The organism is Embleya scabrispora DSM 41855 (assembly GCF_000372745.1).
GTDB classification, from domain to species: Bacteria; Actinomycetota; Actinomycetes; order Streptomycetales; family Streptomycetaceae; genus Embleya; species Embleya scabrispora.
This window is the reverse complement of record NZ_KB889677.1, coordinates 45,795-69,237: the sequence shown is the minus strand read 5'-3', so window position 1 is coordinate 69,237 and position 23,443 is coordinate 45,795. Positions and strand designations below refer to the sequence as shown.

At 70.7% G+C, this 23,443-nt stretch carries 25 protein-coding genes; 10 read left to right on the top strand and 15 right to left on the bottom strand.

Going from position 1 to position 23,443, the window contains the following annotated elements; translation table 11 throughout:
* Window positions 1-6: 6 nt before the first annotated feature.
* Window positions 7-981 carry a quinone oxidoreductase family protein gene (locus tag A3IC_RS0127915; protein WP_026218826.1) on the bottom strand — a complete coding sequence of 325 codons (975 nt, stop codon included), beginning with the start codon at window positions 979-981 and terminating at the stop codon, window positions 7-9.
* A 125-nt stretch (window positions 982-1,106) separates the two neighbouring features.
* On the opposite strand from A3IC_RS0127915, the gene A3IC_RS0127910 reads away from it, so the two are divergent.
* Window positions 1,107-1,721, top strand: coding sequence for a TetR/AcrR family transcriptional regulator (locus A3IC_RS0127910; protein WP_020553367.1), 615 nt, complete (start codon window positions 1,107-1,109; stop codon window positions 1,719-1,721).
* Between the two features lie 157 nt (window positions 1,722-1,878).
* Here the strand turns inward: A3IC_RS0127910 and A3IC_RS0127905 are convergent, their stop codons facing one another.
* The 7 genes from A3IC_RS0127905 to clpS form a co-directional block, all read right to left on the bottom strand.
* Window positions 1,879-2,829, bottom strand: a complete 951-nt coding sequence (locus A3IC_RS0127905) for a PLP-dependent cysteine synthase family protein (protein ID WP_020553366.1) — start codon at window positions 2,827-2,829, stop codon at window positions 1,879-1,881.
* On the bottom strand, window positions 2,829-3,110 hold the full coding sequence (locus A3IC_RS0127900; protein WP_020553365.1) for a ubiquitin-like small modifier protein 1: 282 nt from the start codon (window positions 3,108-3,110) through the stop codon (window positions 2,829-2,831). The genes A3IC_RS0127905 and A3IC_RS0127900 overlap by 1 nt, the downstream gene beginning before the upstream one ends.
* Before the next feature lie 177 nt (window positions 3,111-3,287).
* Window positions 3,288-3,386: a putative leader peptide gene (locus A3IC_RS73095; protein ID WP_321184084.1), complete on the bottom strand. Its 99-nt coding sequence runs from the start codon at window positions 3,384-3,386 to the stop codon at window positions 3,288-3,290.
* Window positions 3,387-3,572: 186 nt separating this feature from the next.
* Window positions 3,573-3,986: a M67 family metallopeptidase gene (locus A3IC_RS0127895; protein ID WP_020553364.1), complete on the bottom strand. Its 414-nt coding sequence runs from the start codon at window positions 3,984-3,986 to the stop codon at window positions 3,573-3,575.
* A 72-nt stretch (window positions 3,987-4,058) separates the two neighbouring features.
* Complete coding sequence (locus A3IC_RS0127890; RefSeq protein WP_020553363.1) at window positions 4,059-5,468, bottom strand: amino acid permease; 1,410 nt, start codon at window positions 5,466-5,468, stop codon at window positions 4,059-4,061.
* A 195-nt stretch (window positions 5,469-5,663) separates the two neighbouring features.
* On the bottom strand, window positions 5,664-6,263 hold the full coding sequence (locus tag A3IC_RS0127885; RefSeq protein WP_020553362.1) for a DUF2017 domain-containing protein: 600 nt from the start codon (window positions 6,261-6,263) through the stop codon (window positions 5,664-5,666).
* A gap of 76 nt (window positions 6,264-6,339) precedes the next feature.
* A complete protein-coding gene (gene clpS / locus A3IC_RS0127880; protein ID WP_020553361.1) occupies window positions 6,340-6,630 on the bottom strand; it encodes an ATP-dependent Clp protease adapter ClpS in 291 nt (96 codons plus the stop codon).
* A gap of 116 nt (window positions 6,631-6,746) precedes the next feature.
* Between clpS and A3IC_RS0127875 the strand changes: the two genes are divergently transcribed.
* Together A3IC_RS0127875 and A3IC_RS0127870 are read left to right on the top strand one after the other, a co-directional pair.
* Complete coding sequence (locus A3IC_RS0127875) at window positions 6,747-7,685, top strand: RDD family protein (RefSeq protein WP_020553360.1); 939 nt, start codon at window positions 6,747-6,749, stop codon at window positions 7,683-7,685.
* Window positions 7,686-7,800: 115 nt separating this feature from the next.
* Window positions 7,801-8,535 (top strand): RDD family protein, encoded by a 735-nt coding sequence (locus A3IC_RS0127870; protein WP_020553359.1) that lies wholly within the window; start codon window positions 7,801-7,803, stop codon window positions 8,533-8,535.
* Here A3IC_RS0127870 and A3IC_RS0127865 read toward each other — a convergent pair.
* A complete protein-coding gene (locus A3IC_RS0127865; protein ID WP_158696122.1) occupies window positions 8,519-8,722 on the bottom strand; it encodes a hypothetical protein in 204 nt (67 codons plus the stop codon). The two genes, A3IC_RS0127870 and A3IC_RS0127865, sit on opposite strands and share 17 nt — an antisense overlap.
* Window positions 8,723-8,904: 182 nt before the next feature.
* On the opposite strand from A3IC_RS0127865, the gene A3IC_RS0127860 reads away from it, so the two are divergent.
* Window positions 8,905-10,704 (top strand): immune inhibitor A domain-containing protein, encoded by a 1,800-nt coding sequence (locus tag A3IC_RS0127860; RefSeq protein WP_020553357.1) that lies wholly within the window; start codon window positions 8,905-8,907, stop codon window positions 10,702-10,704.
* 162 nt (window positions 10,705-10,866) lie between these two features.
* On the opposite strand, the gene A3IC_RS0127855 is transcribed toward A3IC_RS0127860, so the two are convergent.
* The 4 genes from A3IC_RS0127855 to A3IC_RS62750 all read right to left on the bottom strand — a co-directional run bounded on the left by A3IC_RS0127855 (window position 10,867) and on the right by A3IC_RS62750 (window position 14,299).
* Entirely contained in the window at window positions 10,867-11,490 is a 624-nt protein-coding gene (locus A3IC_RS0127855; RefSeq protein WP_020553356.1) for an isochorismatase family protein, read from the bottom strand.
* Between the two features lie 54 nt (window positions 11,491-11,544).
* Window positions 11,545-12,849 (bottom strand): nicotinate phosphoribosyltransferase, encoded by a 1,305-nt coding sequence (locus A3IC_RS0127850; protein WP_020553355.1) that lies wholly within the window; start codon window positions 12,847-12,849, stop codon window positions 11,545-11,547.
* A 195-nt stretch (window positions 12,850-13,044) separates the two neighbouring features.
* Window positions 13,045-13,851 carry an SDR family NAD(P)-dependent oxidoreductase gene (locus tag A3IC_RS0127845; RefSeq protein WP_020553354.1) on the bottom strand — a complete coding sequence of 269 codons (807 nt, stop codon included), beginning with the start codon at window positions 13,849-13,851 and terminating at the stop codon, window positions 13,045-13,047.
* 85 nt (window positions 13,852-13,936) lie between these two features.
* A complete protein-coding gene (locus A3IC_RS62750) occupies window positions 13,937-14,299 on the bottom strand; it encodes an FmdB family zinc ribbon protein (protein WP_020553353.1) in 363 nt (120 codons plus the stop codon).
* Between the two features lie 241 nt (window positions 14,300-14,540).
* Between A3IC_RS62750 and alaS the strand changes: the two genes are divergently transcribed.
* Window positions 14,541-15,839 (top strand): alanine--tRNA ligase, encoded by a 1,299-nt coding sequence (gene alaS / locus A3IC_RS56885; protein ID WP_020553352.1) that lies wholly within the window; start codon window positions 14,541-14,543, stop codon window positions 15,837-15,839.
* Between the two features lie 367 nt (window positions 15,840-16,206).
* On the opposite strand, the gene A3IC_RS0127830 is transcribed toward alaS, so the two are convergent.
* Both A3IC_RS0127830 and A3IC_RS0127820 read right to left on the bottom strand, forming a co-directional pair.
* On the bottom strand, window positions 16,207-17,055 hold the full coding sequence (locus A3IC_RS0127830; RefSeq protein ID WP_020553351.1) for a helix-turn-helix transcriptional regulator: 849 nt from the start codon (window positions 17,053-17,055) through the stop codon (window positions 16,207-16,209).
* 487 nt (window positions 17,056-17,542) lie between these two features.
* Complete coding sequence (locus tag A3IC_RS0127820; protein WP_020553349.1) at window positions 17,543-18,910, bottom strand: FAD-binding oxidoreductase; 1,368 nt, start codon at window positions 18,908-18,910, stop codon at window positions 17,543-17,545.
* A 72-nt stretch (window positions 18,911-18,982) separates the two neighbouring features.
* On the opposite strand from A3IC_RS0127820, the gene A3IC_RS0127815 reads away from it, so the two are divergent.
* The 5 genes from A3IC_RS0127815 to A3IC_RS0127795 all read left to right on the top strand — a co-directional run bounded on the left by A3IC_RS0127815 (window position 18,983) and on the right by A3IC_RS0127795 (window position 23,390).
* Window positions 18,983-19,453, top strand: coding sequence for an Lrp/AsnC family transcriptional regulator (locus A3IC_RS0127815; protein ID WP_020553348.1), 471 nt, complete (start codon window positions 18,983-18,985; stop codon window positions 19,451-19,453).
* 251 nt (window positions 19,454-19,704) lie between these two features.
* Complete coding sequence (locus tag A3IC_RS0127810) at window positions 19,705-20,352, top strand: ABC transporter permease (protein WP_020553347.1); 648 nt, start codon at window positions 19,705-19,707, stop codon at window positions 20,350-20,352.
* Window positions 20,345-21,601, top strand: a complete 1,257-nt coding sequence (locus A3IC_RS0127805; protein WP_020553346.1) for an ATP-binding cassette domain-containing protein — start codon at window positions 20,345-20,347, stop codon at window positions 21,599-21,601. The genes A3IC_RS0127810 and A3IC_RS0127805 overlap by 8 nt, the downstream gene beginning before the upstream one ends.
* The gene (locus A3IC_RS0127800; RefSeq protein ID WP_020553345.1) at window positions 21,598-22,413 is read left to right on the top strand and encodes an ABC transporter permease; all 816 of its coding nucleotides are present in this window, start codon (window positions 21,598-21,600) and stop codon (window positions 22,411-22,413) included. The genes A3IC_RS0127805 and A3IC_RS0127800 overlap by 4 nt, the downstream gene beginning before the upstream one ends.
* A 2-nt stretch (window positions 22,414-22,415) precedes the next feature.
* On the top strand, window positions 22,416-23,390 hold the full coding sequence (locus A3IC_RS0127795; protein ID WP_079026720.1) for a glycine betaine ABC transporter substrate-binding protein: 975 nt from the start codon (window positions 22,416-22,418) through the stop codon (window positions 23,388-23,390).
* Window positions 23,391-23,443: the final 53 nt, after the last annotated feature.

Below are 23,443 nucleotides of genomic sequence, written 5' to 3'. Positions count from 1 at the left end.
CCCCGCCTACGGCACCATCACCACCCGCCCCGACTGCTCCCGTGCCTCCAGCACCCGGTGCGCCTCCGCCGCCTCGGTGAGCGGCAGCCGCGCGTGGACCGCAACGCGCAACCGGCCCGAACCCAGGTGGTCGGCCGACTCGGCCAGGTCCCGACGCGCCTCCGGCGGACTCGCCGCCCGCCAGGCGAGCAGCGAGAACCCGGCCACCGACCGCAACGCGAACAGGTCCGTGACGGGAATCGCGGCCATCTCGCCACTCGCCGCGCCGTACACCGCGATCCGACCCGACGGAGCCAACAGATCGAAGCTCTGCCGCAGGATCTCGCCACCCACCGAGTCGAGCACGACGTCCACCCCCTGCGGCGCCACCTCGCGCACCCGCGCCGGCCAGTCGGGGTCGGTGTAGTCGAACGCGAAGTCGGCGCCGTACTCCTTGGCGAAGGCGAACTTGTCCGCCGACCCGACCGTGGCGATGACCGTACCGGCGCCGAGCAACTTGGCGAGTTGCATCGCGAGATGGCCGATACCGCCCGCCGCGGCATGGATCAACACCGTTTCCCCGGGCGCGAGTCGACCGGTGCGCAGAGCCCGTAGCGCCACCGGTGCGGCCATCGGCAACGCGCCCGCAGCGCCGGCGTCCAGCCCGTCGGGCACCTCGACGAGCCACTCGGCGTCCGCGACGACGAAGTCGGCGAACGCGTCCTCCGCCAGTCCCGCGACCCGCCGACCGATCCGCCACCGCGTCACATCCGGACCGACGGCCTCGATCACGCCCACCACATCACCCGTGAGCACTCCCGGCAACGGCCGCCGGAACAGTGGCCCGGCCGCCGGCCCGCGCCGGAACCTGGTGTCCACGAAGTTGGCGCCGATCGCCTCGGTGCGAACGAGCACCTGCCCCGGCCCGGGTTCGGGGCGGTCGACCTCCTCGACGGTCAGTACATCCGGGTCGCCGTACTGGTGATAGCGGACTCGCCGCATCCGATCCTCCTGGGCAACTGGGAGCATGGGGGAATCCCGACCCGACCGAACTGGACCATTAGTCAAGTTATTTCGAACGTACTGGACCGCTGGTCCAGTTGTCCATCGACTCGACGAGGAACGCGATGACGCAAGACCGCCCCGAACGCGCCGACGCGGCCCGCAATCGGCGCGCGATCCTGTTGGCCACCGAGGAACTGCTGGCCCGGTACCGGCCCGAGCAGATCTCGATGGAGCAGGTCGCCGCAGCGGCGGGCGTCGGCAAGGGCACGGTGTTCCACCGCTTCGGCAGCCGCATGGGCCTGATGCACGCGCTGATGGCGGAGCGCGCGCTCGCCCTGACCGAGGCCGTCTCCGTCGGGCCGCCCCCGCTGGGTCCGGGCGCCCCGGCCGCCGAGCGGCTGCTTGCCTTCCTGGACGCCATCGTCGACGTGATCGCCCGCAACAAGGGCCTGCTGGCCGCGCTCGGCCACGCCGACACGACCACCGCGAAGTCGGATGAGGACCCGCGCACCGCGCACCCCGTCTACGGCTTCTGGCACGGGCATATCGCCGACCTGCTCACCGCCGAGCGCCCGGATCTGGACGCCGAACTCCAGGCGCACATCCTGCTGGCCGGCCTACAGAGTCGGTCGATCCTGCTCCTGCTCGAACAGGGCGAGGCGGAACGCCTGGCCGCCGCCCTGCGCTCCCTGGCCCGCGCCCTGCTGCACGCCCCGACCGAGGACACCACCGGCTGACGGTCCGCCGCATCGCGAGCGCACGGTATCGCCGGCCCCGAAAATCGATCGCCCCCGGCGCCGGGACGAATCGGCACTCGGGGGCGACGGGCGCTCGGGGCGGCGGGAGGGAACCCGCTCGAAGCTCAGGCCCGCAGGCCGGCGCCCCACGCGAGACTCAGGCCCACAACTGACCCTGCAGGCCCTCGACCGCCGCCTCGGTGGTCTCGGCCGTGTAGATCCCGGTGGACAGATACTTCCAACCCGCGTCCGCGATCACGAACGCGATGTCCGCGGACTCGCCCGCCTTGACCGCCTTGCGGGCGATCCCCAGAGCCGCGTGCAGCACCGCGCCGGTCGAGATGCCCGCGAAGATGCCTTCCTTCTCCAGCAGTTCCCGGGTACGACGCACCGCGTCGGCGGAGCCCACCGAGTAGCGCGTGGTCAGCACGTCGCCGTCGTACAGCTCCGGCACGAAGCCCTCGTCCAGGTTGCGCAGGCCGTACACGACGTCGTCGTAACGCGGTTCGGCCGCGACGATGGTCACGCCCGGAACCTTCTCCCGCAGGTAGCGGCCGACGCCCATCAGCGTGCCGGTGGTGCCCAGCCCGGCCACGAAGTGGCTGATCGTCGGCAGGTCCTCGAGCAACTCGGGGCCGGTCGTGGCGTAGTGCGCGTCCGGGTTGGCCGGGTTGCCGTACTGGTACAGCATCACCCAGTCGGGATTCTCGGCCGCGAGTTCCTTGGCCACCCGTACCGCGGTGTTGGAGCCGCCCGCCGCCGGCGATCCGATGATCCGCGCACCCCACATGCGCAGCAGCTCGCGGCGCTCCTGGGAGGTGTTCTCCGGCATCACGCAGACGATCCGGTAACCCTTGAGCTTGGCCGCCATCGCCAGCGCGATGCCGGTGTTGCCCGACGTCGGCTCCAGGATGGTGCAGCCGGGGGTGAGCAGCCCGTCCCGCTCGGCCGCCTCGATCATGTGCAGGGCCGGGCGGTCCTTGATCGAACCGGTCGGGTTGCGGTCCTCGAGCTTGGCCCACACCCGCACGGTCGGCGACGGCGACAGATTCGGCAGACCGACCAACGGGGTGCGGCCCACCGAGTCGAGCAGCGATTCGTAGCGCATCAGATCGAGCCGCCGGCGACCGCCGGAAGAATGGTGACGGTGTCGCCGTCGTCCAGCTTGGTGGTGAGCCCGCCGGTGAAGCGCACGTCCTCGTCGTTGAGGTAGACGTTGACGAAGCGGCGCAGTTCGCCGTTCTCCTCCACCAGGCGAGCGCGCACGCCCGGGTGCCGGGCCTCCAGGTCGACCAGCAGGTCGGCGAGCGTGTCGCCGGAGCCGGGTACGGCCTTGGCGCCGTCGGTGTAGGTGCGGAGGATGGTCGGGATGCGGACCTCGATGGCCATGGATGCGCTCCTCTGGTGGTGACTCGAACGGAGAGAACGCAGTCCGGACGCGGGCCGCACCCCGGACGCTCCAGCGGAGACGGTGGAGACCGTGGGGCGGGGGATCGTTCGCATGCGCCGGTGCTGCGGGACTTGCCTGCTGCCTGGGGTGCCTGATGAGCCGATCCGAAAGCGGGATCAGCCCACGCGCGCAGCGCGACAGAGGGCGCTGGAGAGTCGGCACAGATCGACGTGCAGGCGCGCGACGAGAAGCACGCCCGGGGCACCGCCCGGCACCGCTTCCGTCGTATTCACGCCCGCATAACGCATATGGTCATGCTAGCCATTCCCTCGTTCCGCTCCGATGTGATCTCGCATACCGGAACAGGCCATACCGACAGGTGAGACGCGGACGCCCGCGAACACTCACCATTTCCGTCACATCACCCCGAATCACCCGGCCCCGCGGAGCCACCGACCGGATCAATACGCATCCACCACGTTGACCTCCTCCTCGGTGATCACCCCGTCGACGATCCGGTACGACCGGAACTCGTACGTCTGCTCGTCCCGCGTCGACACCAGCACGTAGTGCGCGTTGGGCTCGGACGCGTACGACACATCCGTGCGCGACGGGTACGCCTCGGTCGCGGTGTGCGAGTGGTAGACGATCACGGGCTCCTCGTCCCGGTCGTCCATCTCCCGGTAGAGCTTGAACAGGTCGGCCGAGTCGAACTCGTAGAACGTGGGCGACCGTGCCGCGTTGAGCATCGGGATGAACCGCTCGGGGCGGTCGGTGCCCTCGGGCCCGGCGACGACGCCGCACGCCTCGTCGGGGTGGTCGGCACGGGCGTGGGCGACGATCCGATCGCGCAGGGCTGCGGTGATGGTGAGCATGCCCCGAGCGTACTGAGCGCCTCCGGGGCCCGCGCGACGCCTCGGCTCCGCCGCCCACGACCCGGGCGCCGATCAGACCTTCATCGGCTTCCCACGCCGCGCCGGGATGTACGCCGCCACCAGGAACACCACCCAGATCGGCACGACATACAACGCGATCCTGGTGTCCGCGGAGAACCCGAGCAGGATCACCACCATCGCCAGAAAGGCCAGCACCGCCCAGCCCGTGTACGGCGCGCCCGGCATCCGGAACCCGTGCCCTTCCAACCGACCCCGGTCCACCGCACGCCGGTAGCGCATCTGGCAGGCGACGATCATCCCCCACGTCCACAGCGCGCCCACGGTGGCCACCGAGGTGATGTACATGAACGCCTTGTCCGGCACCAGCGCGTTGATCAGTACGCCGACGCCCATCACGATCGCCGACACGATGATCGCCATCGCGGGCACCCGATGCGAGCTGAGCCTGCTCACCTGTGGCGGCGCCTGCCCCTCGACCGCGAGCGTGCGCAACATCCGGCCGGTCGAGTACAGGCCCGAGTTGCACGAGGACAGCGCGGCGGTGAGCACGACGAAATTGATGATCGCGGCCGCGGCCGGGATGCCCACCCGGTCGAAGACCAGCACGAACGGGCTCTCCTTGGCGTGGAAGTCGGTCCACGGCGCGAGCGAGAGGATGACCACCAGCGCGCCGATGTAGAACAGCCCGATCCGGAACGGAATGGTGTTGATCGCGCGCGGCAGCACCTTCTCCGGGTCCTGCGCCTCGCCGGCGGTGACCCCGACCAGTTCGACGCCCAGGAAGGCGAACATCACGATCTGGAGCACCATCAACGTCTCGCCGACGCCATGGGGCGCGAACCCGCCGTCCGACCACAGATGCGAGACGGACGCCTGGTCGCCGGCCTCACCGAAGCCGAACATCAGCACCCCGATGCCGACCAGGATCATCCCGATGATCGCGGTCACCTTGATCATCGAGAACCAGAACTCGAACTCGCCGAACAGCTTGACCGAGATCAGGTTGGCGGCGAACAGCACGAGCAGCACCACCAGCGCGGTCACCCACTGCGGAACCGCGGGCCACCAGTACTGCACGTAGACGCCCGCCGCGGTGATCTCGGCCATCCCGGTGACCACCCACATCACCCAGTACGTCCAGCCGGTCACGAAGCCGGCGAACGGCCCGAAGAATTCCCGGGCGTACTCGGCGAAGCTGCCCGCCACCGGGCGGTACATCAACAGTTCGCCCAGCGCGCGCATGACGAAGAAGATCAGTACGCCGGCCACCGCGTAGGCCGCGATCAGCGACGGTCCGGCCTTCTCGATCGCGCCACCCGCGCCCAGGAAGAGCCCGGTGCCGATCGCGCCGCCGATCGCGATCATCTGGATCTGGCGGCTGTTGAGTCCTCGTTCGTACCCTTCCGCGCCGACACTCGGTTCGGCCGCACTCGTGTTCGGTTCGGCCTCGGTGTCCGTCATGATCGCTCCCGTTCGTTGGTACGCAGGCCGTATTACCAACGAGAACGAGCGGAAACCCGGATTCCGATCGGTCCGGCGTATCCCTCTTTCGGCGGATAAGCCGCGATCACCGGTGCGCACCGCGCGGCACCGAGCGATCTGGCGCGGTGCGGCCCCGGGCAGGCCGCTGCGCCGCGTGCCCGATGCGCCGAACGCCTACAGCGCCCCGAGCAACGAGTCCTGCAACCCGCCCAGCCAGTGGAAGACCGCGAACAACCAGCGCCGCGGATCGTCGTCGGCCAGCTTGGCCTCGAACGCCTCCATGTCCTCGGTGACTTCGAGCCGGGTGCCGATCACCAGACGCAGGTCGTTGAGCGTGCCCAGCCAGGCTTGCACGCCCTGTGGGTCGAGCACCACGCGGTGTTCGCCGCCCTGCGCGCGCAGCTCCTCGGCGTCCGCCGGTTCGGTCAGATCGACCAACTCGGCCAGGTCGGCGAGCACGATCCGCGCGTTGTCCCGCTTGCGCAGCCGCAGGTCGGTCTCGGTGTAGCGGCGGAACTCGGCCGCCGCCTCGGCGTCCTCGGCGTAGGCGTCCGGCAGCAGTCGGGCCAGCGCCGGGTCGTCCGGAGTGACCGGCACGTCGGTCGAGCCGAGCCCGGTCAGGCCCAGCTCGGCGGCCAGCGGATCGGTCGCCTCGTCTTCGGGCGAGACCATCTCCACCAGTTGACCGCACAGATCGGCCAGCACTCGCACGTGCATGTCCTCCAGGACGATCTCGGGTCCACCCGAGCGTCCGCGCATGAAGAGGCCGTTCACAGGCTGTGCAACTCCCGGAGAGTGTGGGGCGGGAACCGGAGGGGTCGGCGGGCCGAGCGGGCGAACCGCGCGAGTGTCACTTGTCGTGCTGGATGGTGGCCCACAGGCCGAATCCGTGCATCGCGGTGGTGTCGCGCTCCATCTCCTCGCGCGTCCCCGACGAAACCACGGCCCGACCCTTGTTGTGCACGTCGTGCATGAGCTTCTCGGCCTTCTTCTTCGGATAGCCGAAGTAGGACTGGAAGACGTAGGTCACGTACGACATCAAGTTGATCGGGTCGTTCCAGACGATGCACACCCAAGGGGTCTCCGCCCGGACGTCCTCGTCGGGCTTGTGCTTCTCGACCTCGATGGGAGCGACACTCATGGGTCCCATGCTGCCATCCGGGCCGAGCCCGGGCGAACCGGCTCGACGAGAGCGATCGGGCCCGGATGTGACCCGGGGCGTACCCGTCACCCCTCCCGTACGGCAAAATCCCGCCCATGTCCTCTGCACCCGCACCGGGTTGGTACCCGGATCCGGAGATCACCGGCCACATCCGCTACTGGGACGGCGGTGCCTGGGTGCCCGACAGCAGTCGGCCGGCCGAGCAATCCGGCCGGCCCGCCGCCGAACAACCGGACCGGGACGCACAGTCCGACGCCCCCGAGGCGATCGAGCAGGGCGGCCGGGTGATCCGGGGCGAGGTGCTGTCCGTGCGTACCGGCGGGCTGTACGACATGTCCTCGACGGGCATGTACGCCCCGCCGACCACCACGCCCGGACCCGCCGGCCCGGCCGACCCGGGTGCGGCACGCTCCGGCCCGACCGGGCCCACCGCCCCCACCGGTCCGACGCCCGGCGCGACACCGTCGGACACCGGGGTGCCGCCGCAGCGCGCGGGCGAGGAGCCGGGGCCGTGGCGACCGGTCCAGGCCGACATCTTCGGCAGCAACGAACGGCGCCCGGCGCACCTGGGTCGGCGGCTGCTCGCCCGGATCGCCGACGCGCTGGTGCCGCTCGCGGCCGGTGTCGCGGTCGGCATCCCGCTCGTCCCGGACGCGGTCGAGCACATCCGCGACAAGATCGACCGGGCCCGCTACGAGGGCCGCGACACCACCGTCTGGCTGATCGACGGCACCACCGGCACCGCGCTCGCCGTGGTGCTCGGCACCGTGCTGGTGGCCGCGCTGCTGTACGAGGCGCTGCCCACCTGGAAGTGGGGCCGCTCACTCGGCAAGACCCTGTTCGGCCTGCGCGTCGCCGACCTGGACAGCCACGACACCCCGTCGCTGTGGCAATCGCTGCGACGGTGGTTGGTGCTCTATGTCCCGGGGGTGTTCGTGGTCGGGGTGTTCGGCGCACTGTGGGGGCTGTTCGACCGGCCGTGGCGACAGGGGTTGCACGACAAGGCGGCGCGCACGTTCGTCGCCCGGGACTGAGCGCGCCGGTCGCGTCCCCCCGCCCCCGTCACCCATCACCCGTACAGACGCGACACACCCGGGTTAATCGGATACGTCACGCTTACGCCAGCTTTTGTCCGCTTTACTCGGCCATATGACAGGTAGCGCGCCGCCTCCGCCGCCCGGCCCGTACGGTGACGACCCCTCGGGTCGCGACCCATTCGGGCAGCAACCTCCGCACGGGCAACCGCCGTCCGGCCAACCGCCGCACGGCGAGCAGCCACCGCGCGACCAGGGACCGGCCGGGCAGCAGCAGCCGTACGGGCAGGATCCTTCCGGGCAACCGCCCTACGGCCAGGACCCGACCGGACAGTACCCCTACGGTCAGGGCGGCCCCTACGGCCAGGACCCGTCGTACGGCACCGGCCCCGGGGGCGGCGGTTACGGCGCGGGGCCCACCCTCGGTGGTCCGTTGCGGCGATTGCTAGCCCGGATCATCGACAGCATCATCGTCGGCGTGGTCGCGGGCCTGATCTCGTGGCCGGTCATCGACAACGACTACGACGACGTGTCCTTCGGTGCGCAGTTCAGCTCGGGGCTGATCTTCTCGCTGCTGTATTTCGTCTACGACGGCTTCCAACTCGACCGGTACGGCCGCACGCTCGGCAAGCGGGCGTTGAACATCAAGGTGGTGCGAGTGGCCGACGGCGGGCCCATCGGTGCATCGGCCGCATGGACCCGCGCCGGCGTGTACACGCTGCCCCTGATCGTGCCCTGCCTGGGCACGCTCTTCTGGCTGGTCAACGTGTTGTGGCAACTCTGGGATCAGCCGTGGCACCAGTGTCTGCACGACAAGGCCGCCCGGACCACCGTCATCCGCGGGTCGTGACCCGGGACGGGTGATGCCGGGCGCGAATGCCGAGCACTGCCGTCGTCGTGCCCAGCGCGACCCCGATGCCCATGGCGACGGCAGCTCCCGCCACGGTGCGCGGCTCCCAGGCCGCCAATAGTGAGACCGTCAAGACGATCGTGACGAATACGCCGTAGCCGAGTCGGAAGAAATCTCCTCTTGCCACGACGCACCACCTCCCCTGCACCCCTTTGTGCACGCCCCCCGCTCTCACGCTACTGCTCGGCCGGCGCGATGTAACCATTCGATTGCGATCGGGATTTATCGGTTCCGACTCCGGGCACCCTCTCGCGACCGACCGAAGCGGTGATCTTCGGGCCAGGACCGCCCGAGACCCGGAGAGTCCACGTGAAACCCAGGCGCGTCACTCCCGCCGTCGTCGCCGCGTTGTGTGCGCTGCTCGTCCTGTCCGCCGCACCGGCCGCGCCCGGCAGCGCGGCCGAGGCCCCGGCCGAGCACACGGCCGACGCCGAATCCTTCGTCGAACGCGACGACGATCTGCCGCATCCGTTCACCGAGCGCCGCAGACAGCGGCGCGACGCGGCGGTGCGGGCGATCACCGAGAAACCCGGACTCGCCGCGCGCACCGTGCCGGCGGGCAAGGTCGGCACCGCGGAGACCCGTCCGCCCGCCGAGGCGCGGGTGTTCGTGATCCTGGTCGAGTTCGGCGATCGCCTCGACGCGCCGAACGCGCAGCGGTACGGCAGCCGGCCGGGTCCTCGGCACGGTGCGATCCCGGCGCCGGACCGGGCCCGGGACACCACGACGATGTGGCGACCGAGCTACGAACGCGACCACTACCAGGACCTGTTCTTCGGGCCGGGCACGGCCGCTCCCTCGCTGGCGTCGTACTACCGCGGCCAGTCCGCGGGCCGCTACTCGATCGACGGCGAGGTCACCGACTGGGTCCGGGTGCCGTACAACGAGGCGCGTTACGGCAACGACGGGTGTGGCCGCAATGTCTGCCGGGACGTGTGGGACCTGGTCCAGGACGCGATGAAGGTCTGGTACGACGGCCGATTGGCCCAGGGGCTGACCCCCGCGCAGGTCCGCGAGCAGTTGGCCTCGTTCGATCGGTGGGATCGGGACGACTTCGACGGCGACGGCGACTTCGACGAGCCGGACGGCTACCTCGACAACGTGGAGATCGTGCACGCCGGCGTGGACAAGGCCCAGGGCGGCGGCGAACAGGGCCGGGGCGCGGTGTGGTCGCACCGGTGGTACGCGTACGCGGACCGGACCGGTCACACCGGGCCGGCGGCGAACCGCGCGGGCGGCACGCCGATCGGGGACTCCGGGATCTGGGTCGGTGACTACACGATCCAGTCGGAGAACGGCGGACTGGGCGTGATCGCCCACGAGTTCGGGCACAACCTGGGCCTGCCGGATCTGTACGACCGGGACGACTCGACGGACGGGCCGCCCGGATTCTGGTCGCTGATGGCGCTCGGCGGCTATCTGGGCGACGAGGACGGCGCGGGCTCGCTGCCGGGCTCGCTGTCCGCGTGGGACAAGCTGCAACTGGGCTGGTTGGACGTACGCGTCGTGGATCGCACCCGCAGGACCGTGGTCCAGCTCGCCCCGAACCAGTCCACCGGAGACCCCCAGGCACTGCTGATCCCGCTGCCGCCGCGGCGCGGCAGCGGCGGCAAACGCTGGTACCTCGTGGAGAACCGGCAATACGTCGGCGCCGACACCGCGCTCGTGGCCGGCCCGTACCAGATCACCTCCGGCAAACGGGTGGCGACCCACTTCCCGTACGGCGAGGGCGTGCTGATCTGGCTGTGGGACACCTCGTACACCGACAACGACGTGTCCCGGCATCCGGGCGAGGGCCTGATTCTGCCGGTCGACATCCACCCGACCCCGCTCCTGGACCCGAACGGCAAACCCCTGCCCGCCCGCTTCCAGACCGCCGACGCCGCGCTGACCGCCCCGGACGAACAAACCTCCGCGATCAACCTGGGGCGCCTGGGCAACTTCCCCTCCCGCCCCGGCGTCCCGACCTTCACCGACACCATCGAATACTGGTCCGCCACAGCCCCCGACATCGGAGTGAAAGTCCCCGCCACCGGCACCCGAATCACCGCGGAAGGCCCCACCCGCAACGGCAACGCCACAAGACTCACAGTAGGCCCAACCAACTGACCCACCCCACCTCACACCCCCACCCGAAGCCCGAGCCAACACACGTCCATCACGGGCACTCGGCGCCACTGGGCCCGGCCGGCGCATGAGGCCACCCGGCCTGCCCGGCGCATGAGGGCACCCAGCCCGGTCGGCGCATGAGGCCCGGCAGCCCGCCCGGCCTCAGGGCGAAGCCGGCTCCCCCACAAGAACCGCCCCCGCCCCCCGAAGCTCGGCGAGCGCCCCGGCGGTGGTCTCCTCCGCCACCCCCGCCGTCAACCCCAACAGCACCCGCGTCGCGAACCCCTCCCGCACCGCATCGAGCGCGGTGGCGCGCACACAGTGGTCCGTCGCGATCCCGACCACATCCACCTGGGTGACCCCACGCGCCCGCAGCCAGTCCGCCGGTGACGTACCGTCCGCGGACACCCCCTCGAACCCGCTGTAGGCGGCCGCGTGCGCGCCCTTGGAGAAGACCTCCTCGACCCGTCCCGACTCGACCACCGACGCGAACGCCGGGTGGAATCGGGCCCCCTCGGTGCCGGCCACACAGTGCACCGGCCAGGTCCCCACATAGTCCGGCGTCGCCGAGAAGTGCGCCCCGGGATCCACGTGGTAATCCCGCGTGGCCACGATGTGCGCGTACGCCGGCGTCTCCGCGTGCACCGGGTCCGGCGGCTGCTCGGCCGCATTGGCCGCGACGTGGTGCCGGATCGCCTCGGCGACCGCCGCCCCGCCGGCGACCGCGAGGCTGCCTCCCTCGCAGAAGTCGTTCTGTACGTCGACCACGATCAATGCCCGGGTCATCGCTTCGTGCCTCCTCGTGACCGGCCCGTCGAAGCCGACGGACCCGCTCCGCGTCTACTCGTAGATGGTCGGAAGTACCGGTTCCCCGCGGGAGAGCTGCGTAGCCGAAAGCGGCAACTCCTCACGCGAACGCGCGTGCCGCGCACGCGCCGCCGACAGCGGCTCGCGCCCCACGATCTCCCCGTCCACGACCAACGGAACCAACAATTCCCGCTCGCCCGGCACAGCCCCCGCATCGGCCCGAAAGGGCCGCAGCACCTCGGCCTCGGCCACCCCGTCCGCGTCGTAGCGCCGCACCGCGCTCTTGCGACCGCCGTGGCTCGGCTTGCCCGGCGACTTCTTGGCCACCGACACCAGCGGCGCGTCCGGCGCGTCGCTCATCGCCCGCGCGACCAGCTTGTAGACCAGCGACGCGGTCGGCTGCCCCGAGCCGGTGACCAGCTGGGTACCGATCCCGTACGCGTCCACGGGAGCCGCGCGCAGCGAGGCGATCGCGTACTCGTCCAGGTCGCTGGTGACCACGATCCGGGTCTTGACCGCGCCGAGTTCGTCGAGCTGGGCCCGCACCCGGTGCGCGAGCAGGAGCAGGTCACCCGAGTCGAGGCGGACCGCGCCGAGTTCGTTCCCGGCCACCTCCACCGCGGTGCGCACCGCACTCGCCACGTCGTAGGTGTCCACGAGCAGCGTCGTGTCCGCGCCGAGCGCGGCCACCTGTGCCGCGAACGCCTCGCGTTCCTCGTCGTGCAGCAGGGTGAACGCGTGCGCGCTGGTGCCCCGGGTCGGGATCCCGTACCGCTGCCCGGCACGCAGGTTCGAGGTGCTCGCGAAGCCACAGATGTACGCGGCCCGCGCCGCGGCCACCGCCGCTTGCTCGTGGGTGCGGCGCGAGCCCATCTCGATGCACGGCCGTCCGGCGGCGGCCGACGTCATCCGGGACGCGGCGGCGGCGACCGCGGCGTCGTGGTTGAGGATCGACAGGATCAGCGTCTCCAGCACCACCGCCTCGGCGAAGGTGCCCTCGACCACGACCAGCGGTGAACCGGGGAACCAGCACTCACCCTCGGCATAGCCCCAGATGTTGCCGGTGAACCGGTAGCCGGCGAGCCAATCCAGCGTCGCCGGACCGACCACGCCGGCGTCACCGAGGAAGCGCAGCGTCTCGTCGTCGAAGCGGAAGTTCTCGATGGCGTCGAGCAGCCGCCCGGTGCCGGCGGTCACGCCGTAGCGTCGACCGTCCGGCAGTCGGCGGGAGAAGGCCTCGAACACCGAACGGCGATGCGCCGCACCGCTGCGCAGTGCGGCTTCGAGCATCGTCAGCTCGTAGTGGTCCGTCAGCAAGGCCGTGGTTGCGGTGTTCATGTCGTCAGCATAACACGATTACTCGTCAGTTTGACGATTACTCGTAAGAGTGGTGCGCATCACGGGTATTCACCTGCCCAATGGCCTGATATTTCGCGCTTCTCCGGCCGGCCCGCGGCCGCCGTAGGGGACCCGGCCGGTGCCGTGACCGCAGACGTCCACCGGTTCTCGGCACCCGTCACCCGGCCTTCGGGCCTAACCGAGCCGGTCCTCCTCCGGCGTCGGCGCCCACGTCGAGCCGTTGATGTGCGTGCCGCCGCCGACGAACAGCGTGTTGCCGGTGACGTAGCGCGAGTCGTCACTGGCCAGGAACAGCGCGGCGCCGCCGATGTCGGTCTCCGGGTCGCCCATCCGGCCCATCGGATTGGCCGACTCGGCGACCGCGGCGGCCTCCGGGTTCGCCTTGGCATAGGCGGCGAACGCCTCGGTCTTCGCCCCGGGACAGATCACGTTGGCCCGGATCTGATGCGGTGCCCACTCGCGCGCGGCCGAGCGGGTCAGCGCCCGCAGCGCCTCCTTGCCGACGTTGTACTCGGCGGTGAACCGGTGCGCGTTGACACCGTTCAGACTGGCGATGTTGATCACGCTGCCGCCACCCGCGTCCCGCATCGGCTCGAACGCCGCGCGCATCGTCCACCAGCCGGCCCACAGGGCCATGTCCAGCCCGTGCCGGAACATCTCGTCGGTCTTGTTCTCCAGGCGATTGATCCGACCGCCGCCCCACGCGTTGTTCACCAGCGTGTCCAACCGGCCCCACCGGGCCAGCGCGGCCTCGACCAGGCCGACCGCGTCCGCCTTGACCGTGACGTCGGCGACGACCGCGAGCGTGTCGACGCCGAACGCGTCGGTGATCTCGGCGGCGACTCGATCCGCCGACTCGGCCCGGATGTCGTTGACCAGGATCCGACACCCCTCGGCCGCGAACCGTCGGGCGATCCCGCGCCCGATGCCCGCCCCGGAGCCGGTGATCACCGCGACGTGGTCCTGAAGACGTCCTGCCATGGCGCTGCCTCCCACGTTGATCGTTTGCGTCCGTGGGTATCCGCAACAGCCTTACAAAACAAGGGCTTCCCGGCGTAACCGCAGGTCAGCTGGGACGCCACTGGTGATCGCAGTCCCGACACTTGCGGTCCCCGTACGGCATCGAGGACACCTTGCCCGAGCCGCACTCGGGACACGTGGGACCGTCCGCCGCGGTCGGCGGACGCCAGCGCGCGGCACACGAGCCGCAGACGTAGTCGCCGACGATGTCGGTACTCACCTTGGTCGAGCCGCACTTGCCGCACTGCACCTCGACGTGCCGCCGCTTGCGCGGCGCGGCCCGGCCGATCGCGGCCTGGCGTTCACGCTGCGCGGAGAAGCCCCAGTAGGAGCGCAACCGGTCGGCCATGTCCGGCCGCAGATCGGCACCTTGGCCGTACGGCGCCTCGCTGCTCGACTGGTCGCTCATGACAGTCACGGTAGGCCATGCCCGCAGCCGGGGAGCGTCGGTGTGCGGCCGGGCGCCGCCCGGTGCGCGGCGCGATAATCCCGTCGACTCCGGCGGTTCCTCGGTTATCGTCGAGGCATGTGGATCAACGGGCGGCGAGCTACCGGCGTCGGGCCGGCGAACCGGGCGCGATAGCGCCGCTCGGCCCGGCTCGGCGTGTGTGTACTCCACCGCCCGTCGCTCTCGCAAAGGCCGATTCGCCATGCTCTCGCCACAGATCCGCTCCACCTTCCTCGACTTCTTCACCGCGCGCGGACACCGCCTCGTGCCGTCCGGGTCGCTGCTGCCGCCCGATCCGAGCCTGCTCGTGTCCAACGCGGGGATGAACCAGTTCAAGCCCTGGTTCCTGGGCGACGTCGAACCGGACTTCCCGCGCGCGACGTCGGTGCAAAAGTGCGTGCGCACCGTGGACATCGACAACATCGGACACACCCGCCGGCACTCGACCTTCTTCGAGATGCTCGGCAACTTCTCCTTCGGCGACTACTTCAGGACCGAGGCGATCGGGTACGCGTACGAGTTGCTGACCGGGTACTTCGACCTCTCCCCCGACCGATTGTGGATCACCGTCTACGAGGACGACGACGAGTCGGCGCGCGTCTGGCGCTCGGTCGGCGTGCCGCCGGAGCGGATCCAACGCCTGGGCGCGGCGGACAACTTCTGGTCGATGGGCGTACCGGGACCGTGCGGTCCGTGCTCGGACGTCGCCTACGACCGGGGCCCGGCGTACGGCCGCGACGGCGGACCCTCGGTCGACTCCGAGCGCTTCGTCGAGTTGTGGAGCCTGGTCTTCATGCGCAGCCTGCGCGGCGAGACCGAACCCGGCGGCGGCTTCCCGGTACTGGGCGACCTGCCGCGCACCGGCATCGACACGGGCCTGGGCCTGGATCGACTCGCGACCGTGCTCCAGGGGGTGGACAGCGCCGTACAGACCGACCTGCTGCGACCCACGCCGGCGACGGTGGAGGAACTGGCGGGCCGGGACTACTCCCCCGCCGACCGCGACGACCCTTGTCGGGTGTCCTTCGAGGTCCTCACCGACCACGCGCGGGCGATCGCGTTCCTGCTCGCGGACGGCATCCGGCCGGGCAAGGAGGGCACCGAGTACGTGCTGCGCAGGCTGATCCGACGGGCGATCCGACACGGCCGCCGCCTGGGCATCGAGGGCCCGGTCCTGCCGCCGGTCACCGCGAGCGTGGTCGCGAACCTGGGACCCGCGTGGCCGGAACTCACCCGCGCGGCGTCCCTGATCGAGGACCTGACCACCCGCGAGGAGGAGTCCTTCGACCGCACCCTCCGCCGAGGCACCCGCCTCCTCGACAGGGCAATCCGCCGCCGCCTCGAAGGAGGCCACCGCGACCTCCCCGCGGAAACCGTCCTCACCCTCTACGACTCGCACGGCTTCCCCCCGGACCTCACCATCGAAGCGGCCCACGAAGCGGGCCTGACCGTAGACGACCCCCATGTCCGATCCCTGCTCAGTCCGCATCACCACCCCTGATCGCACAGCCCCGCCATCACTCGAATCCGAGCCCCCCAACCGGGCCGGCACTCGAAACCGACTCCAACGCCCGGCGCCGGCCGCACACGTGCACCCCGGCCGGCGCCCGAGGCGGCTCGACCCGGCCGGCGCCCGAAGGCCACCCGGCCGAGCCGGCGCGCCGCGCGGTGGTGCCCGCCGCCGGGGCGTGTCTTCAATCCCCCGCCGAGCACCACGACGCCCGGCATCCGCCCTTCGGGCTCCTCGCCGCGCTCACCTCGCCGCCCCGGTGAAACACCCGAAGAGAACCACTGTGCGAGCGCTTCCCCGGCACGGCGACGCACGGCACCGAACGCCGCGGAGCCCGACGGGGGATTGAAGACGCGCCCTAGGCCGACATCGTTTGCGCCCCGACAACCCGCAGCAACGCCAACTGCCCCGCCGCCCGGCTCCCCGCAGGCGCGGTGTGGACGATCACCCGCTGCCCCGCCTCGACGGCCACGAGCACCTGACGCCGCACCGTGATCTCCCCGATCTCCGGATGCCGAACCGTCTCGCCCATCCCGCGCCGCCCGGTCCCCTCGCCCCCGGCCGCCTCTGCGTCCGCGTCCCACAGCGCGGCGAACTCGGCCGACCCCGCGCGCAACCGCGCCACCACCGCCGCGGGCCCGGGATCGTCCGGCCGCCCCACGAGCGTGGCCCGCAGATCGGCCACGTACGCCCGGGACATCCCATCCGCGTCCGCCGCGCGAAAGCGCAACCGCGAGGCCGGCTCGGTAAACCACCGCACCACGACGTTGCGCCCGACGTTCGGCCCCAGCAGCGCCACCGCCATCGCGTTCTGCGCGAGCACGTCGCCCGAATCCGACATCACCTGCGCCGGCACGTCGTGCAGGCGGTCCAGGATCAGCAATATCGCGGGCGACACGTGCTCGTCACCACCGGAGGACCGCCCCGGCGGAACGTGCCCGGCCAGGTGGAAGAGGTGATCGCGGTCGTCCTGCTCCAACCGCAACGCGCGGGCCAGCGCGGCCAGCAGTCGCGGCGACGGGTGCGGCCCCCGGTTCTGTTCCAGGCGTGCGTAGTAGTCGACCGACATCCCGGCCAGCCGCGCGACCTCCTCACGGCGCAGCCCGGCCGTACGCCGGCGGACCCCGTCGGGCAGCCCCACCTCCGCCGGGCACAGCCGTTCCCGGCAGCGCAGCAGAAAGCCGGCCAGTTCCTCTCGATCGCTCATGCCCTCAGGATCCGACGTCCCATGTCCGGTATCCAGGGACCATCCGTCCCTGGATCACCGGTCCCCGGTTGGGCATTTCGCAGGTGACCCGGATGCGCGGGCAATCGAAACGCACGGGCCCGCACCCGCCACGCGGGCGACCGAAGGGATCAGGCGGCCCGGCGGATCGCGGTGACGAGTCGGGCGGTGGCCTGTGCGCGTGCCTGTCGACGGCGGCGCAGCGCGATCGCCGCGACCCGTACCTCTCGACTGTCCCGCTTCTCCACGACCGCCACCTCCGAACGAACCCGTCCCGCCCGAGAAGGCGACACCGCGCGCCCCGGCAGGGGCGACATCCACAAACCTAGGTGTCGCACCCCCCGTGCGGCGTCGCCCGGGAGTGCCGATCGGCCCTACTACCGGAGGACGACCCGAACCCCGGGGTACCCCCGAGGCATGCCACCCCGGGAGTACGCGATGGGACTTCCGACGGAGTCCGGCCCCGGGTTCAGATCACCTTCCCCGGGTTGAGGATGCCCAGCGGGTCGAACGCGGCCTTCACGCCCCGGTGCACCCGCACACCCACCGGCCCCAGTTCCTCGGCGAGCCAGTCCCGCTTGAGCACGCCGACGCCGTGCTCGCCGGTGATCGTGCCGCCGAGGTCCAGCCCCAGGCGCATGATCGCGTCGAACGCGACCCCGGCCCGCTCGACCGCCGCCGGGTCGGTCGCGTCGAAGATCACGATCGGGTGGGTGTTCCCGTCCCCCGCATGCGCGCACACCCCGATCACCGTGTCGTGCCGCTCGGCGATCGCGGCCACCCCGTCGAGCATGTCGCCGAGCCGCGAGCGTGGCACCGCGACGTCGTCGATCATGCTCGTGCCCAACCGTTCCAGCGCGGGCAGCGCGAGCCGACGGGCCTGCATGAACAGCGCCGAGTCCTCGGCGTCCTCGGCGGTGAACGCCTCGAACGCGCCCGCCTCGGTACAGATCGCCTCGATCGCGGCCAACTCGGCGGCGGGCTCCGGAGTGTCCACCGCGACCAGGAGCAGCGCGGCGCTGTGCTCGGGCAGGCCCATGTTCGCCAGCGCGTTCACCGCACGCAGGGTGGTGCCGTCCATCAGCTCCATCAGCGACGGTGTGTGTCCGGCCGCCATGATCGCCGAGACCGCGCCGCCCGCCGCGGCGGTGCTCGCGAATTGGGCCACCGTCACCAGCGCGGGCGGCGGCGTGGGGCGCAGCGCGAGGGTGGCCCGGGTGACCACGCCGAGCGTGCCCTCCGCGCCGACGAACAGCCGGGTCAGGTCGTAGCCCGCGACGCCCTTGGCGGTCCGCCGCCCGGTGCGCAGCAGTTGCCCGTCGGCGAGCACGACCTCCAGGCCGAGCACGTACTCGGCGGTCACCCCGTACTTGACGCAACACAACCCGCCCGCGCCGGTGCCGATGTTGCCGCCGATCGTGCAGGTCTCCCAGCTGGACGGGTCCGGCGGGTAGACCAGGTCGTACTCGGCGGTCGCCTTGGACAGGTCGGCGTTGATCACCCCCGGCTCGACCACGGCCGTACGGTCGACGGGGTCGATGTGCAGGATGCGATTCATTCGTACGAGTGAGAGCACGATGCAGCCGTCGACCGCGTTGGCGCCGCCGGACAGACCGGTGCGCGCACCCTGCGGAACCACCGGTACCCGCATTCGGGTGGCCACCCGCATGACGTGTTGCACCTGCTCGGTGGTCTCGGCCAGGACCACCACCGCAGGGTCACCGGCCGCACACAGGCCGGCCATGTCGCGCGCGTACGATGCGGCGATGTCCGCGTCCGTCACCAGGGTGTGCGCGGGAAGCTCCTCCCGCAGTGCCGCGATCAGGTCGGTGGTCATGCTGCCTCCCGGTGTGGCCGTGAATGGCCCCAGGGTAGGCACCGGGAAACCAGTCCCCCGAGGGAGGGCACCTTGCAGATCGACCGGTTGGATGCCGCGCTGATCCGGCTGCTGGTGGAAACACCGCGGATCGGTGTCGTGGAGTGTTCGCGCCGGCTGGCGGTGGCGCGCGGAACGGTACAGGCGCGCCTGGATCGGCTGCGCGAGGCCGGGGTGATCAGGGGCTTCGGGCCGGACGTGGATCCCGCCACGCTCGGCTTCTCGGTGACCGCCTTCGCGACCCTGGAGATCCGCCAGGGTCAGGGGCGCGACCTGCGCAAACAGCTGGAGTGCGTGGCGCAGGTGCTCGAAGTGCACGCGATCACCGGCCGGGGCGACCTGCTGTGTCGGATCGTCGCGCGCTCGAACGCGGACCTGCAACGGGTGATCGAGCAGATCATCAATCTGGACGGCGTGGTCCGCGCGTCCACCACGATCGCGCTGGAGAACCCGGTGCCCTACCGGGTGCTGCCGCTGGTGGAGTGCGCGGTGACGGAGGGGTGAGGACGGCTCCGTCGCCTGCGGACCGCGGCGTCGGCGGGCACGGGGCCGATCCCGGCAGGCGGCTGCGGGCGGCGCGGCCGCGGCGGAGCCCGGCGGCCGGGTGACGGGTGACGGGTGACGGCGCACCCGAACGCATGACAGCGCACCTGGAACGGGTGACGAATGCGCACACTCGGCCCATCGTGCGTTTCCCGGTAGGGCGACGGCGGTAACCGTCTGCGGTCATCACCGGGATTGCGGGAAGGGCCGATTTGAGCTTCTGGGACTACGTCTCCAGCCGCCGCGAGCAGCTCTGGATCGAGACCTGGATGCACGCGAGCGCCGTGTTCCAGTGCATGGTGATCGCAACGCTGATCGGAGTCGTGGTCGCGATCGCGACCTATCGCAGCGCGCTCGCGTCCCGCATCGCGATCGGCACCACCGCGACCGTCCTGACCATCCCCTCGTTCGCGCTGCTGGGCCTGTTGATCCCGATGCTCGGCCTGGGCGTCGCCCCGACGGTGGTCGCGCTGGTGCTGTACGCGCTGCTGCCGATCGTGCGCAATGCGATCGTCGGACTGGCCGGCGTCGATCCACAGCTTGTGGACGCCGCGCGCGGGATCGGGATGAACCGGGTGATGATCCTGCTTCGGATCGAGCTGCCGCTCGCGTGGCCCGCGCTGCTCACCGGCATCCGGGTGTCCACCCAGATGATCATGGGCATCGCGGCGATCGCCGCCTACGTGTCCGGGCCGGGTCTGGGCAACGAGATCTTCACCGGCCTGGCCCGCCTGGGCAGCGCGAACGCGATCAACGCGGCCTGGGCGGGCACTTTGGGCGTGGTCGTGCTCGCCCTTCTCTTCGACGCCGCCTATGCGCTCCTCGGCCGGCTGACCGTACCCAGGGGGATCCGTGGCTGACGTCACCGGTGCGACGATTCGACTCGAAGAGCTCACCAAGCACTTCCCCGGTCAAAAGATCGCCGCGGTCGATCGGGTCACCCTGGAGATCCCGGCGGGCCAACTGGTGGTGTTCGTCGGCCCGTCCGGCAGTGGCAAGACCACCACGATGAAGATGATCAACCGGCTGATCGAGCCGACCTCGGGACTGATCTCGATCGACGATCGGGACGTGACCCACCTGGATCCGGTCAAGCTGCGCCGCAAGATCGGCTACGCGATCCAGAACAGCGGCCTGTTCCCGCACATGACGGTCGGTCAGAACATCGCCCTGGTGCCGAGGATGCTCGGCTGGAGTCGGTCCCGGGTGTCCACCCGGGTGGACGAACTCCTGGAGACCGTGGGCCTGGACAGCGTCGAGTTCCGCAACCGTTATCCGCGGCAGCTCTCCGGCGGTCAGCAGCAGCGAGTCGGCGTGGCCCGGGCGCTCGCGGGCGACCCGCCGGTGTTGTTGATGGACGAGCCGTTCGGCGCGGTGGACCCGATCACGCGCGGCCACCTCCAGGATGAACTGATCCGCATCCAGCACGAGTTGCACAAGACGATCGTGTTCGTCACGCACGACTTCGACGAGGCGGTCAAGCTCGGCGACAAGATCGTGGTGCTGCGTGAACAGTCGCACATCGCTCAGTACGACACCCCCGAGGCGATCCTGACCAACCCCGCCGACGAGTTCGTGGCCGGCTTCGTCGGGGCGGGCGCCGCGCTGAAGCGGCTGACCCTGTCCCGGGTGCGCGACGTCGAGGTCAAGCCGTTCGCCACGGCGGGCATGCGCGACGACATCGCGACGATCCGACGGGCCGCACGCGAGTACGGGGCCGACGAGGTGCTGCTGCTCGACGAACGACGCCGGCCCACCCGCTGGCTGCGTCGCGAGGAGGTCCGGCGCGGCGGGGCCGGGCTCGCGGTGACCGCGCACGAGGTGGGCGACACGGTCACCCGCGACGCGACGCTGCGTGACGCGCTGGACGCGATCCTGACCGAGGGCGGCGGCAAGGTCGCGGTCACCGGGCCGCGCGGCGAGTACATCGGGGTGGTCTCGATCGAGACGCTGATGGGTTCGATCCAGGAGATGCTCGAGGCCGACCGCGAGGCCGCGCGCGAGCATCTGGACGAATTGGAGGCGCAGCGCGAGGTGCAACGCGTCGAGGAGCAGGAGCGCGCCGGCCACGAGGACGGCGCGCACCCGGCCGAGAGCGACCAGCGGTGAGCGGCGGGCCGGTCCGGCCGGTCGGCTCCGCGGTGGACGCCGAGACCCGGGCCGCACGCCCCCCGGCGCTGCCCTCGCGCTTCGGGTGGACCGACTTCGTGGTGATGCCGGTCTTCCTCGGGCTGGTCCTGCTCGTGTTGTGGCAGTGGATCAGCCACCAGGACCTGGACCCGATCGAACGCGTCACGCTGGCTTGGCCCAACGTCCGGCGCCGGATCGTGGAGCACATTCAACTCACCGCGCTGTCCACGGTATTGGTGCTGATCATCGCGATTCCGCTGGGCATCCTGCTGACCCGCCGGCAGGCCCGGCGCTTCGCGCCGTTCGCCCTCGCGCTGGCCAACGTCGGCCAGGCCACCCCGGCGATCGGCCTGCTCGTACTGCTCACCCTGTGGCTGGGCGTGGGGGTGAAGGTGGCCATCATCGGCGCGGTCGCCTACGCGGTGCTGCCGGTGCTGAGCAACACCATCGCCGGACTCGAGGACGTGGACCGGCAACTGGTCGAGGCGGCTCGCGGGATCGGCATGTCCATGCCCGGGGTCCTGTTCAAGGTCGAATTCCCGCTCGCGGTACCGCTCGTGCTCGCCGGCGTACGCAACGCGCTGGTGCTGAACGTGGGTACCGCGACGCTGGCCACGTTCGTCAACGCGGGCGGACTCGGCGACATCATCCAGGACGGGATCCTGCTCCAGCGCACGGTCGTGCTGATCGTCGGCAGCGTGCTGACCGTCGTGCTCGCCCTGACCGTGGACTGGCTGGCGTCCCTCGCCGAACAGGGCCTGCGCCCGCGCGGGCTGCGGAACGGGGGTTGACGATGCGTCATGCGAGCTGGCGGGCAGGCGTACTGGCACTGACTCTGCTCGCGGCGTCGCCGACCGGCTGCGGGTTGACCAGCGGACTGCCGCTCACGGTGGACGCCGAGCCGGGCTCGATCCGCCCGCAACCCTCACTGGAGGGCAAGACCCTGACCGTCGGTTCGAAGGAGTTCAGCGAGCAACTCGTACTCGGCGAGATCGCGGGCATCGCGCTCAAGGTGGCCGGCGCGAAGGTGATCGACAAGACCAACATCAAGGGCTCGATCGGCGCGCGCGAGGCACTGAAGAAGGGCTCGCTGGACCTGTACTGGGAGTACACGGGCACCGCGTGGATCAACTACCTGGGCCACACCGAGCCGATCGTGGACCCGCAGGCGCAATGGGAGGCGGTGGCCGCGCAGGACCTGCGCAACGGCATCGTCTGGCTGCCGCCCGCGCCGCTGAACAACACGTACGCCTTCGCCGGCACCCAGGCGAACATGCGCAAATACGACCTGAACACGCTCAGCGACGTGGCCGCCCTCGCCGAACGGGACAGCGGCGCGGTCACCTTCTGCGTCGAGAACGAGTTCGCGGCCCGGGCCGACGGCCTGGGCGGCATGCTGGCGGCCTACGGCATCAAGGTCCCGGCCGGCAACATCCGCAAGATGCAGTCCGGCCTGATCTACACGGAAACCGCCAAGGGCGGCACGTGCCTCCTCGGCGAGGTATTCACCACCGACGGCCGCGTCGCCGCAATGAACCTGAAAGTCCTGGCCGACGACAAACACTTCTTCCCGAACTACAACGCCGCCGTCACCATCAACGCCAAAACCTACAAAAAATACCCGGCCATCCGCGAGGTCATGGCCCCCATCAGCACAAAACTCACCACCGACGTAATGCGCACCCTCAACGCGGAGGTCGACGTAGCCGGCCGCGAACCCAAAGACGTAGCCGAGGACTGGTTGAAACAGGAAGGCTTCATCCGCTGAACCCAACCGATCCCCTCCACACCCCGACGACACTCGACGGCCGAGAAGTCGCG

Bases quoted from the DNA above. Each gene is read 5' to 3' on its own strand.
- A3IC_RS0127830 (WP_020553351.1), bottom strand. From the start codon at position 17,055: ATGAGCGATCGAGAGGAACTGGCCGGCTTTCTGCTGCGCTGCCGGGAA.
- A3IC_RS0127870 (WP_020553359.1), top strand. From the start codon at position 7,801: ATGACAGGTAGCGCGCCGCCTCCGCCGCCCGGCCCGTACGGTGACGAC.
- A3IC_RS0127820 (WP_020553349.1), bottom strand. From the start codon at position 18,910: ATGACCACCGACCTGATCGCGGCACTGCGGGAGGAGCTTCCCGCGCAC.
- A3IC_RS0127875 (WP_020553360.1), top strand. From the start codon at position 6,747: ATGTCCTCTGCACCCGCACCGGGTTGGTACCCGGATCCGGAGATCACC.
- A3IC_RS0127855 (WP_020553356.1), bottom strand. From the start codon at position 11,490: ATGACCCGGGCATTGATCGTGGTCGACGTACAGAACGACTTCTGCGAG.
- A3IC_RS0127850 (WP_020553355.1), bottom strand. From the start codon at position 12,849: ATGAACACCGCAACCACGGCCTTGCTGACGGACCACTACGAGCTGACG.
- A3IC_RS0127895 (WP_020553364.1), bottom strand. From the start codon at position 3,986: ATGCTCACCATCACCGCAGCCCTGCGCGATCGGATCGTCGCCCACGCC.
- alaS (WP_020553352.1), top strand. From the start codon at position 14,541: ATGCTCTCGCCACAGATCCGCTCCACCTTCCTCGACTTCTTCACCGCG.
- A3IC_RS0127910 (WP_020553367.1), top strand. From the start codon at position 1,107: ATGACGCAAGACCGCCCCGAACGCGCCGACGCGGCCCGCAATCGGCGC.
- A3IC_RS0127915 (WP_026218826.1), bottom strand. From the start codon at position 981: ATGCGGCGAGTCCGCTATCACCAGTACGGCGACCCGGATGTACTGACC.
- A3IC_RS0127795 (WP_079026720.1), top strand. From the start codon at position 22,416: ATGCGTCATGCGAGCTGGCGGGCAGGCGTACTGGCACTGACTCTGCTC.
- A3IC_RS62750 (WP_020553353.1), bottom strand. From the start codon at position 14,299: ATGAGCGACCAGTCGAGCAGCGAGGCGCCGTACGGCCAAGGTGCCGAT.
- A3IC_RS0127890 (WP_020553363.1), bottom strand. From the start codon at position 5,468: ATGACGGACACCGAGGCCGAACCGAACACGAGTGCGGCCGAACCGAGT.
- A3IC_RS0127900 (WP_020553365.1), bottom strand. From the start codon at position 3,110: ATGGCCATCGAGGTCCGCATCCCGACCATCCTCCGCACCTACACCGAC.
- A3IC_RS0127905 (WP_020553366.1), bottom strand. From the start codon at position 2,829: ATGCGCTACGAATCGCTGCTCGACTCGGTGGGCCGCACCCCGTTGGTC.
- clpS (WP_020553361.1), bottom strand. From the start codon at position 6,630: ATGAGTGTCGCTCCCATCGAGGTCGAGAAGCACAAGCCCGACGAGGAC.
- A3IC_RS0127845 (WP_020553354.1), bottom strand. From the start codon at position 13,851: ATGGCAGGACGTCTTCAGGACCACGTCGCGGTGATCACCGGCTCCGGG.